An 11746-nucleotide genomic window follows, 5' to 3' on the forward strand; every position below is an offset into this window, starting at 1 on the left:
GCTAATCTAAGAAAATAAAAAAGACCGCATATAGCGGTCTTTTTTTTAATCGCTTAAATGATTAAGCAGATTTAACAGCAGCTAAAAGCTCGTCTTGGCGAGTTTTAAGCGCAGCTGGTAAACGGTCACCTAACTTGTTGAACAATTCAGTGTGGCTTTCAAGTTCTTTGATCCATTGATCTTTGTCTTGAGAAGTAACAAGGTCAAATTGTTCTTTAGTGAAGTCTGAACCAGTCCAGTTCAACTGTTCGTAAGTTGGTACACGGCCGATTGGTGTATCAATTGCAGTAGCACGACCTTCACAGCGGTCAATGATCCACTCAAGAACACGCATGTTTTGACCGAAACCAGGCCATACGAAGTTGCCTTCAGCATCACGACGGAACCAGTTCACGTTGTAGATACCTGGAAGTTTGTTACCAGCAGCTTCTGCTTTAGCAGCAACTTCTTCACCCATTTCTAACCAATGAGAGAAGTAGTCAGCCATGTTGTAGCCAGCGAAAGGAAGCATCGCGAATGGGTCGCGACGAACAATACCTTGTTGACCAACAGCAGCGGCAGTTGTTTCAGAGCCCATAGTTGCAGCTTTGTAAACACCGTCAACCCAGTCAAATGCTTCTGAAATTAGAGGCACTGTGTCTGCACGACGACCACCAAAGATGAACGCAGAAATTGGCACACCAGCTGGATTTTCCCAGTCAGCGTCGATAGAAGGGCATTGACCAGCAGCAACAGTGAAGCGCGCATTTGGATGAGCAGCTTTTTCAGCGCCAGTATGCGGTTGGCCTTTCCAGTTTGTAAGGTTAGCAGGCGCTTCTTTAGAAAGACCTTCCCACCATACTTCGCCATTGTCTGTCACAGCAACGTTTGTATAAATAACGTCTTTGTGAAGAGTAGCCATACAGTTCGGGTTAGTCTTAGTATTTGTACCAGGCGCTACACCGAAGAAACCAGCTTCAGGGTTGATTGCATATAAGCGACCGTCTTCACCTGGTTTGATCCAAGCAATATCGTCACCTACAGTTTCAATTTTCCAACCTTCATAACCAGCTGGTGGAATCAACATTGCAAAGTTTGTTTTACCACAAGCAGATGGGAATGCAGCTGCGATGTAGTGTTTTTCGCCTTGTGGATTAGTCACACCAAGGATCAGCATGTGTTCAGCTAACCAACCTTGTTGACGACCCATTGAAGAAGCAATACGTAAAGCTAGGCATTTTTTACCCAACAATGCGTTACCGCCGTAACCAGAACCGTAAGACCAGATTTCACGAGTTTCTGGGTAATGAACGATGTATTTTTCAGGGTTGCAAGGCCAAGCAACGTCTTTTTCGCCTTCTGCAAGTGGCGCACCAACAGTGTGTACGCAAGGTACGTATTCACCATCAGTACCAAGTACGTCATAAACAGCTTTACCCATACGAGCCATTTTAGACATGCTTACAGCAACGTAAGGAGAGTCAGTAAGTTCGATACCGATGTGAGCAATATGAGAACCTAAAGGACCCATAGAGAAAGGTACTACGTACAAAGTACGACCTTTCATTGAACCGTCGAATAAACCGTTAAGACGAGCACGCATTTCAGCTGGAGCTTCCCAGTTGTTTGTTGCGCCAGCATCTTCTTGCTTTTCAGAGCAGATATAAGTACGACCTTCAACACGAGCAACGTCAGAAGGATCAGAATTAGCAAGGTAAGAACCAGGATGTTTTTCTTGGTTAAGTTCTTGCATTGTGCCGTTAGCGATCATCAAGTCGATATAACGTTGATATTCTTCTGCGCTACCGTCACACCATTCGATTTTTGCTGGTTTGGTTAATTTTGCAATTTCTTCCACCCAAGCAATAAGCTTAGGGTGACGAACGAATTCTGGTGCGTTCACTTGGGTCATGGTGAGGCCTATCTAAAGTGTGTACAAACTGTACAAAGTCTAATCTGTGCAAAGGGTTACAATGCGCAGATGAAATATTAAAAAAAGTGGCGCTATTAAAGCATAATTTCATAAAAAAAATAAGACTAAAGAAGTGGTAGATTTTATTTGGTAGATAATGCTATTTATGATTTATTTTGTTAAATAACAATATCTTGTGTAATTTTAATTATTTTTTAATCATATTTTTTGTTTTAATGGGTATTATTTATTTTATGTATAACCATATAAAACAATGGCTTGTACTTGCTTTGTAATTGGGAAATATTATTGATTAAATAAATGGTGGTAATTCGAATTTTACATAAAGGTGCTATTAATTGTTGATAAATTCTACAAAATAATAATATTCAGGGTTGAGACGTATAAAAAATGTCTAAACAAACGAAACCTTTATCCATTATATATAATCAAAATTCAGGTTTTCATGCCAATCAAAAAGAAGATGGATATGAGGAAATATTGCATATTTTCTCGGCGCATGATTTTGAAATACAGTCATTTGAAATTAGTGAATTTGGAAACTTTGCAAATTTCATGTCGCATGTGTTAGCGCGTCATCAACAACTTGATAATCATGGAGTTGTGGTGGTTGCGGGTAGAGATGGCACCTTAAATGCTGTTGCGCAATACTTAATGGGTACGTCAATTCCAATGGGAATATTGCCTTTAGGTACATTTAATTATGTTGCACGTGTGTTGGATATACCACTGCAATTAAAACAGGCTGCAGAAGTTATTGTGCAGGGGCTAATTCGTGAAACGCATGTTGCCAGCATTAATAACCATATTTATTTAAATAATGCGAGTTTGGGGTTATATCCTTTATTTATAAAAAAACGTGAAATTTATAATCAACGTTTTGGGCGCTTTCCAGTACATGCATACACTTCGGGCTTAGATGTATTAATTCGTGATCGCAAGGAATTAAAACTACAGATTGAAGTGGATACTATTTATTATCCTGTTAAAACACCGCTGATTTTCTTTGGTAATAATCAGCTACAGTTGGCAGATCTAAATTTAAAAATTGCAAAACAGGCTGCTTTAGGCAAAGTCGCAGGCGTAGTGGTTGCTAAGAGCGATAAACTCAGCTTGTTTAAAATGCTGTGGCAACTGATTCGTGGCAACCTAGAACATACTCCAGATGTTTATAGCTTTGCTGCAGATGAAGTCAAAATACATGCAAATAGTAAAAAACTAACCGTGGCTGTCGATGGGGAACTTAAAGAGTTATATCCACCTTTATGTATAAAGGTACATAAACATGCCTTAAAGATTATGGTGCCTAATGTTAGTTCATCTTTCTGATTTACATTTTGGGACAGAGCAACCCGAATGTATACGTGCCTTAGGTGATTTTTGTGCCCTGCATCAACCTGAGCTTATTGTTGTGAGTGGGGATTTAACCCAGCGCGCACGTTTTCAGCAATTTTATGCTTGTAAGCAATTTTTAGAGAGTTTAAAGCGTCCATATTTGGTGGTGCCTGGAAACCACGATATACCGCTATTTCATTTGTGGAATCGATTTATTAGTCCATTTGCGCGTTATCAACTTTTTTTTGGCAATATGGAAACAACGCTAGAAACAGAACATTTCATGATTGTTGGGGTAAATAGCATCCGTCGACGTTACCATACACGTGGACATATTTCTTTGGCGCAAATTGCAGAAGTGGATCAATTGCTTAAGCAAGCGCCACAGCAAAAGCTTAAATACGTGGTTGCACATCAGCCATTTTATATACCGCCACAAGAGAAAGAAGCGTTGAAAGATTGTCCTGTGCTCGGGCGAATGGCTTTACAGACTTGGGCTAAAAATGGATTAAATGGGCTATTGCATGGGCATTTACATCAAGCAGCGCGCTATGATTTAAATCAAATTTATCAGTTGGGTTGTGATCATCCTATTTGGGAGATTCATGCAGGAACGGCGACATCACATCGATTACATCATGGTTTAGCCAATAGTTTTAATACTCTTGATATGCACGGAAATATGCAAGCTTATGTCTTTGATATGGCCAGCCAACAGTTTTGTTTATCGCAACAATTAGAAGCTTTAATTTAGAAAAGATTGAAACTGCATAAAAAATCTACAAAAAAAGCACTTTTTTTAATTTTAGCCCTTGAAGCAGATTTTTCCATCCCCACAAAAGTGTCATATCAAAATTTTGTCGATGACCTAGGAATAAGAAGTCATCTTCACATCGTAATCAATGACATTTTTAAATGTCTATGGAGCTAGAAATGAGCAAGATTCGTCCTTTACATGACAACGTTGTTATCCGCCGTGTTGAGAAAGAAACTAAAACTGCTGGCGGTTTAATCTTGAGTACTTCTGCTGCTGAGCAGCCAGCTCAAGGTGAAATCATTGCAGTGGGTAATGGCAAAGTAACAGACAACGGTGTACGCGCACTCGACGTTAAAGTAGGTGATAACGTACTTTTTGGTGCTTATGCGGGCACTAAAGTAAAAGTTGAAGGTGAAGAACTTCTTGTGATGAAAGAATCTGACATTTTAGCTGTACTTGAAGGCTAAGTTTAGATCTCTCAAACCGAATTCGATTTGAAAAATATATTAAAAATTTTGGAGTAAACCATGTCAGCTAAAGACGTAAAATTTGGTGATTCAGCGCGTTCAAAAATGATCGCGGGCGTAAACGTACTTGCAGACGCAGTAAAAGTAACTTTAGGTCCTAAAGGCCGTAACGTTGTCATCGACCGTTCTTTCGGTGCGCCACACATCACTAAAGATGGTGTTTCTGTAGCAAAAGAAATTACGCTAAAAGACAAGTTTGAAAACATGGGTGCTCAGCTTGTACGTGAAGTATCTTCAAAAACCAATGACATCGCGGGTGACGGTACAACAACTGCAACTGTACTTGCTCAAGCAATCCTAAACGAAGGTATCAAATCAGTAACTGCTGGTATGAACCCAATGGATCTTAAACGCGGTATCGACATCGCAGTTAAAGCGGTTGTTGCTGAAATTAAAGCGACAGCTAAACCAGCTTCTGACTCTAAAGCGATTGAGCAAGTTGGTTCGATCTCTGCGAACTCTGATACAACTGTGGGTTCTTTAATTGCGCAAGCAATGGAAAAAGTAGGCAAAGAAGGCGTAATTACAGTTGAAGAAGGTTCAGGCTTCGAAGACTCGCTTGACGTTGTAGAAGGTATGCAGTTTGACCGTGGTTATATCAGCCCGTACTTTGCAAACAAACAAGATACGTTAACTGCAGAACTTGAAAACCCATTCATCCTTCTTGTAGACAAAAAAATCAGCAACATCCGTGAATTGATTGCTGTACTTGAAGCTGTTGCTAAAACAGGTAAACCACTTCTTATCATCGCTGAAGATGTTGAAGGCGAAGCGTTGGCTACACTTGTAGTGAACAACATGCGCGGTATTATCAAAGTATGTGCGGTTAAAGCACCAGGTTTTGGTGATCGTCGTAAAGCTATGCTTCAAGATATCGCGATTTTAACTGGCGCGACTGTGATTTCTGAAGAAGTTGGCATGTCACTTGAACAAGCTTCTCTTCAAGATTTAGGTACAGCGCATAAAGTAACTGTTTCTAAAGAAAACACTGTAATTGTTGATGGTGCTGGTAATGCTGCTCAAATCGCTGAGCGTGTAACTCAAATCCGTGCGCAAATTGAAGAATCAACTTCAGAATACGATAAAGAAAAACTTCAAGAACGTGTAGCTAAATTAGCAGGCGGTGTAGCAGTCATCAAAATTGGTGCTGCAACTGAAGTTGAAATGAAAGAGAAGAAAGACCGTGTGGATGATGCGCTTCACGCAACTCGTGCTGCGGTTGAAGAAGGTGTTGTTGCGGGTGGTGGTGTTGCACTGGTACGTGCTGCATCTGCACTTGATGGTCTGACTGGTGCTAACGATGACCAAAACGTAGGTATCAACATTCTTCGTCGTGCAATCGAAGCTCCGCTTCGTCAAATCGTAGCCAATGCTGGTGATGAGCCATCTGTAGTAATCAATGCTGTGAAGAACGGTGAAGGTAACTACGGTTATAACGCTGCAACTTCTGAATATGGCGATATGCTTGAAATGGGTATTCTTGACCCTGCAAAAGTAACACGTTCTGCGCTTGAGCATGCTGCATCTGTTGCGGGCTTAATGTTGACGACTGAATGTATGATCACTGAAATCCCAGAAGAAAAACCAGCAATGCCTGACATGGGCGGAATGGGTGGTATGGGCGGCATGATGTAATACATCATCTTCCATAAAGTTCAAAAAAACCTCGTATTTTTAATACGGGGTTTTTTTATTGTTTATTCAATAAAGTTGTATAAAAGAAAACCTTTATTGTGAAAATTGCAAAGCCCTGTTCAATCGGGAAATTTAATGTGAAATAGATATTTAAAATGCTTTTTTTTGAGTAAAAAACCGACTATGCTAATCAGAATAATAATAAAAACAAATGATTAAATAAACATAGTAGCTAGGGGATAAGAATGAATGATCGAGAGCATGAAATTATTGGCAGTATTTACGATGCAGCTATCGACGTCAGTTTATGGCCACAAGTCATTGAAAAAATCGTCAAATATACCAATAGCAAAACCGCTATTTTTACTGCATTAGACCAATTTAGCCCAAGTTACGATTTTTTATTTAGTCACAATATTCCAGATGAAGCTTTGCATGCCTATCGTGATGAGCGGATTCGCGTGATTGACATGCAGTTACACCGAGTATTGTGGGAAAATTCGGGTGTGGGGCAAGTAGCGAGCTCGGATTTATCGCATTATGGGGAAAACCCTGAAAGTGATGAATATATCTTTTATGAACGCTGTTTGAATCCAACGGGAATCAGTTATATATCCGCTGTTTTGCTTGATCAAGGATCACATCGCTGGGCGGTTTTAGGGTTACACCGTGCGCCTGATGCAGCGCCGTATCAACAAAAAGAGTTGGATTTTTTAAAGCAATTGGGGGTGCATTTGCGCCGTGCTTTACAAATCCATCGTCAGTTTAGTTTGGTTAAACAAGAAAATTTAAGTTTGTATAGTGTGCTCGATCATTTAAAAACAGGTGTAATTTTGCTTGATCATCAGCTGAGTTTGACTTATTCAAACCCTTTAGCTCAAAGCATGATTGAACACGATTCATGTTTAGATTTGGATTTGTATAATCGCTTAAAAACCCATGCTTATGATCAAAGTCGTTTAGATCAATTATTAAATTCAGCCTTATTAGGACAGTCTGCATTAAATGCATATGTAGGCGGTGTATTGGCTTTGTCAGATCTGAAAGGACGAGAATTAATGCTGACTATCGTGCCTTTTTCTAAATTAAAAAATATGCAGCATCAAGATGCAGGACAACATCAAATAGCGGTATTTCTGACCGATAAACATCAACTCTACGCCTTGTCAAAAGCCTATTTGCAGCAAGCTTATCAATTGTCTAAACGTGAGTTTGAGCTGTGTGAGTTGTTGTTGAATGGTTGTAAGTTAGAAGAAATCGCTGAACATTGTGGAATTACCCTCAGTTCGGTGCGCACTTATTTTAAAAATATTTATGAAAAAACCCAATGCAACTCGCAGATTGAACTTATGCATTTATTAATGGGCTGTACCATTCATTTTGAGCATATTGGTTAAAGCAGCCTAAGTCGGGCTTAAGCTACTTCTGAGTATTTTAGTTACTACGTTGTAGGGTAAAAGTGTCTTCGCCTTGCGGATGCAAGGTTAGGCTTGTTCCGGAGATGCTATAAGTTGCATTAACTTTAGTGCTATCCGAAGTGTCATGTAATCCACCGCAACCGTTGGTGTCATATAACACTTCTGTTACGGCAAGTGTATTGGATGTTATTGAATATTTACCATATTCAATTCCTGGGTTATCGCAATCACCTTCGGTGTCTAACAAGAAATAGAATCCTGTGTCAAAGAAAGCAAACAAGTGAGTTTGATTAAATTGCCAAGTGCCGACTAGACCTGATGATTGTTTTACTTTAGTTAAAATATAGGTGCTATTACTTCCTACATCGGTCAGCACTAGATCTGTACCGTTATAACTTAAGCGGTGATGACCATCATTGTCAGGATGTGAAAGCCCGTAGTCACCATTTGTATCGAGTGAGATCTCTGGACTCAGTGCTGAAGTTAAAGCATTCCAATTTAGTCGTCCTATTTCAATACCAGGTTGCCCCGTTACATCAGCTTCATCTGCTTCACCTAGCGCATAACGTCCATCGGGTAAAATATGTAATAAAACAGCAGATGTGTTGGTGCGTCCAATTTCCCAAGTTCCAGCAATATCTTTATAGAATTGGCTTGCGCTACTTGTGGTAGTACCTTCTATATTGGGTCTTGTGAGTATAAATGTACCTTCATTTGGTTCGTGGAGTGTAAGTGATGTCGTATTAACCGTGACTGGTAGACCTGAGCTTGAGCTTGCACTATTGTCAGATAAGCCTGCACAGCCATTTGTATCGATCAGGATATTATCTACGAATAACTTTCCATCTTGAACACGATATTTACCATATTCGATACCTGGTCCACCACAAGGCGTTTCTCCAACTTCCACTTGATCGTCCCCAACAGCATCAACCATGATATAGGTATTATTATCCGGATTGAAAACAAATAGTTGCTTGCCTGAACTTGAGTTCCAAGCACCTGCAATGCTCGAATTGTTTTGAGGGACTTTAGTAAATGTTGCACTTTCATTAGGGTTTTGAGCTTCAGAAATTTTTAACTGTGTACCATCAAATGATATTTTCATATCACGTGTTTTTCCAGAATCAGTTAAGCCCCAATCTTCATTTGTATCAATTGAAGATTGCGCCCATAAATCTCCAGCAACAGCATTCACCGATAACTCACCGTACTCCATGCCATTCGCACTATCAGATGGTGAGCTAACAATAGGTTCGCCAATCAGGTATTTCCCGTCTGAGGTTACTTGAAGTACGATTTCTGATTCAGCATTTTTTGCGTACCAAACCCCAACGATATCTTTGAGGAGTGTTTTGTTAAAGTTAGCTTGTGCTTCTGTTGCGCTAACTACGACTTTATCTTTAAAAACTTCTATTGTTTGTAGAAAAGGTTGAAAGCTTGTAATAAATTCTGTTGTTGGTTTAGAGAAGTCAATTGAGTTTGCAGGGAGTTGACTCACTGAGTCAGGGATTTGAATACCATCGTCATGATCACCCTCAGAATCTAAAGATTGTAAAAAAATAAGTAAATTTGTTCGTGTTGTTACATCATCGGCTAACTCCACAGGGGTAATACGATCAGCACCAGTTACTGTGCCAATTTCAATATTTCCGATATGGAAAGTGATTTCATCACCTTCTTGATATTCAAACTCCCCTTGAGCATTTGTACGTTTAGAAACGCCATTAATTGTATACGTTGCGCCACTCACAGGTCCATCGGTCAGTATCCCAGTTTTTAGGGAGCTTGAAGGTGGGGGAGCAGAACTACCAGAATCATTGTCTGAACCGCCACATGCACTCAGTAAGCCTGCTAAAGTTAAGCATAATAAAGTTTTTTTCATCACGAATTCCTTGTTATTCAAATTGTCATATCTGCAGTATAGAAATTAGATGAGTTTAGGAGCTATCCCAAAATTGGGAGGGTAAACACAAAAATCTGTGAGAAAAAATGAAGAAAAAACAATATTTTTGTGAAAAAGTATAATTTTTTGATTTTCAGTCACGTAAGATCCACTCGCCTATGTTAATTTGAAGAAAAATATTGCGTGTTTAAGCCCAATCGCCACCAGAAAGTGATCTTGTTCTATGCTGTCAAAATTTTTTATTGAACGTCCTATTTTTGCAGGTGTGCTCGCTATTATAGTGATGGCCGTACTTCACTTAGCGCTGCAATTGGTGTTGCTGGTGGTAGCGAAGTTGGTGGTCGTGTAGGTCTTTCTTATGTATTTGGCGGTAAATAATTACCCGTAAATACATTTGGATTAAACAAAAAAATCCCCGCAAATGCGGGGATTTTTTATATTTAAAATTTATTTATGTTATGAAAATACGTTACAAGTTAGTAAAAAGAAATTTTAAAAAATATACTTATTTTTTAAAATTTTGTTTTGTTGATAGGGGTTATAAATTTTTTTTTACTAATGGTTATGAAATTGTATTGAAAAAAAAGCTTTAAAAAGATTATTTAAAATAAAAATATCCTTAAATGGGGATGTATTACGGAACATTGTTGAGTATAGGATTCTTTCTTGAATAAAAACTAAATGTCAAGAAAGGTGAGCCTTATGAAATATAAATATACAGCCCTAACAGCTTCTATTTTCTATATTATCTATGGCTATGCAGGTATAGCAAATGCTACTGTGCAAGATGATGTAATAGCTCCTAACTATATTCAGACACCAGAGCTGACTGTAAATAACATAAACTCATCAGGATTAATAGCAGCGAATTTAATTAATGCTAATGACCTTACAGCTAATACTATTAATGTTAATGGAGGTGTATCTAGCACATCGCAAAACACGGTGACCCAAACTGTTCAAAATGTGTATTTTACCGATGATTATGGGAATTATGCGGGAAGTGCGATTTAATATTATAATGGTCTAACAAATTTATATTTATCTGGAGATAATACTGTATCTGGGACTTCTAATTTAAATGATACAAATATTAATGGGACATTAATAACAAATAATGTACAAATTAATGGCACACTTTCTGGTGTAAGCCAAATGAATATTAACGATTTGCGTGCAACTGGCCTATCTTTTGTGGATCAAAATGGTCAATCAGATGGTAGTTATATTTATAGCCAAAATGGTATCACCAATTTACAACTCTATGGTAATGCATCAATCAATACAGCCGAGATTATTGATTTGACAGCAGTGAATTTGAAAGTAAATGGCACGCTTTCTGGTGTAAGCAGAATGAATGTCAATGATTTGAGTGCAACAGGCTTGTCTTTTGTGGATCAAAATGGTCAATCGGATGGTAGTTATATTTATAGTCAAAATGGCCATACTGATTTGCAACTTAATGGCAATGCAACTATAAATACCGCTAATATTAATGAATTAACAGCAAGTAAACTGACCACAGGTGATTTACAAGTAAATGGTACCTTAACAGGAATTAACCAGATGGACTTGAGGGGTTTAAATACATCTACGGTTCAATTTGTGGATCAGAATGGTCAATCGGATGGTAGTTATATTTATAGTCAAAATGGCCATACTGATTTGCAACTTAATGGCAATGCAAATATAACTACAGCCAATATTAATGAATTAACAGCAAGTAAACTGACCACAGGTGATTTACAAGTAAATGGTACCTTAACAGGAATTAACCAGATGGACTTGAGGGGTTTAAATACATCTATGGTGCAATTTGTGGATCAAAATGGTCAATCGGATGGTAGTTATATTTATAGTCAAAATGGCCATACTGATTTGCAACTTAATGGCAATGCAACTATAAATACCGCTAATATTAATGAGCTGATTGCTGGTGATTTGCAAGTAAAAGGGGCATTAAAAACAAATACTATTGATGTTCAAAATAATTATATCAATCATTTGGCTAATGCTGTTGATGATCATCAAGCAGTTAATTTAGGTCAAGTAAATGGTTTGTTGCGTGATTCTCTTATTGGTGTAAATACATATACAGATAATCAGGTTGCAATTTTACGTCAAGAAGCCTTAGTAGAAACAGGACGTGTAAATCAAGCCGTTACCGATGGAGATAAAGCAACTTTAGCTTCTGCCAATAAAGCCACAGCGGATACGGCAACTGCATTACGTCAAGAAGCTTCCGTTGAAACAGCG

Annotated in this window: 8 protein-coding genes and 2 pseudogenes; 8 read left to right on the forward strand and 2 right to left on the reverse strand. The window is 38.5% G+C overall.

The window, feature by feature from the left end; all coding sequences use genetic code 11:
* Positions 1-61: 61 nt before the first annotated feature.
* The gene (locus EXE29_RS16505; RefSeq protein WP_120365070.1) at positions 62-1891 is read right to left on the reverse strand and encodes a phosphoenolpyruvate carboxykinase (GTP); all 1830 of its coding nucleotides are present in this window, start codon (positions 1889-1891) and stop codon (positions 62-64) included.
* Between the two features lie 411 nt (positions 1892-2302).
* Here EXE29_RS16505 and EXE29_RS16510 point away from each other — a divergent pair, with 411 nt between their 5' ends.
* From EXE29_RS16510 to EXE29_RS16530, 5 genes are all read left to right on the forward strand, one after another.
* Positions 2303-3241, forward strand: a complete 939-nt coding sequence (locus EXE29_RS16510; protein WP_120365069.1) for a diacylglycerol/lipid kinase family protein — start codon at positions 2303-2305, stop codon at positions 3239-3241.
* Positions 3222-4001: a metallophosphoesterase family protein gene (locus EXE29_RS16515; protein WP_120365068.1), complete on the forward strand. Its 780-nt coding sequence runs from the start codon at positions 3222-3224 to the stop codon at positions 3999-4001. Before EXE29_RS16510 ends, EXE29_RS16515 begins: the two co-directional genes overlap by 20 nt.
* Before the next feature lie 179 nt (positions 4002-4180).
* Positions 4181-4471: a co-chaperone GroES gene (locus tag EXE29_RS16520; protein WP_005008328.1), complete on the forward strand. Its 291-nt coding sequence runs from the start codon at positions 4181-4183 to the stop codon at positions 4469-4471.
* 60 nt (positions 4472-4531) lie between these two features.
* Positions 4532-6166, forward strand: coding sequence for a chaperonin GroEL (gene groL, locus EXE29_RS16525; protein WP_117007939.1), 1635 nt, complete (start codon positions 4532-4534; stop codon positions 6164-6166).
* A 245-nt stretch (positions 6167-6411) separates the two neighbouring features.
* Positions 6412-7563, forward strand: a complete 1152-nt coding sequence (locus EXE29_RS16530) for a helix-turn-helix transcriptional regulator (protein ID WP_120365067.1) — start codon at positions 6412-6414, stop codon at positions 7561-7563.
* A gap of 37 nt (positions 7564-7600) precedes the next feature.
* Here the strand turns inward: EXE29_RS16530 and EXE29_RS17795 are convergent, their stop codons facing one another.
* Positions 7601-9469: a hypothetical protein gene (locus EXE29_RS17795; RefSeq protein WP_228198834.1), complete on the reverse strand. Its 1869-nt coding sequence runs from the start codon at positions 9467-9469 to the stop codon at positions 7601-7603.
* A 244-nt stretch (positions 9470-9713) separates the two neighbouring features.
* On the opposite strand from EXE29_RS17795, the pseudogene EXE29_RS17945 reads away from it, so the two are divergent.
* The 3 genes and pseudogenes from EXE29_RS17945 to EXE29_RS16545 all read left to right on the forward strand — a co-directional run.
* Positions 9714-9779, forward strand: a pseudogene (locus tag EXE29_RS17945) (hypothetical protein); the annotation flags it as partial.
* A 413-nt stretch (positions 9780-10192) separates the two neighbouring features.
* Positions 10193-10504: a hypothetical protein gene (locus EXE29_RS16540; RefSeq protein ID WP_120365066.1), complete on the forward strand. Its 312-nt coding sequence runs from the start codon at positions 10193-10195 to the stop codon at positions 10502-10504.
* A 141-nt stretch (positions 10505-10645) separates the two neighbouring features.
* Positions 10646-11746 (forward strand): annotated as a pseudogene (locus EXE29_RS16545) (hypothetical protein); the annotation flags it as partial.

Origin of the sequence: Acinetobacter sp. WCHAc060006 (assembly GCF_004209135.1) — a bacterium.
GTDB lineage: Bacteria > Pseudomonadota > Gammaproteobacteria > Pseudomonadales > Moraxellaceae > Acinetobacter > Acinetobacter cumulans.

Coding starts and splice junctions, on each gene's coding strand:
- EXE29_RS16520 (WP_005008328.1), top strand. CDS start 4,181: ATGAGCAAGATTCGTCCTTTACATGACAACGTTGTTATCCGCCGTGTT.
- EXE29_RS17795 (WP_228198834.1), bottom strand. CDS start 9,469: ATGAAAAAAACTTTATTATGCTTAACTTTAGCAGGCTTACTGAGTGCA.
- EXE29_RS16530 (WP_120365067.1), top strand. CDS start 6,412: ATGAATGATCGAGAGCATGAAATTATTGGCAGTATTTACGATGCAGCT.
- EXE29_RS16505 (WP_120365070.1), bottom strand. CDS start 1,891: ATGACCCAAGTGAACGCACCAGAATTCGTTCGTCACCCTAAGCTTATT.
- EXE29_RS16510 (WP_120365069.1), top strand. CDS start 2,303: ATGTCTAAACAAACGAAACCTTTATCCATTATATATAATCAAAATTCA.
- EXE29_RS16515 (WP_120365068.1), top strand. CDS start 3,222: ATGTTAGTTCATCTTTCTGATTTACATTTTGGGACAGAGCAACCCGAA.
- groL (WP_117007939.1), top strand. CDS start 4,532: ATGTCAGCTAAAGACGTAAAATTTGGTGATTCAGCGCGTTCAAAAATG.
- EXE29_RS16540 (WP_120365066.1), top strand. CDS start 10,193: ATGAAATATAAATATACAGCCCTAACAGCTTCTATTTTCTATATTATC.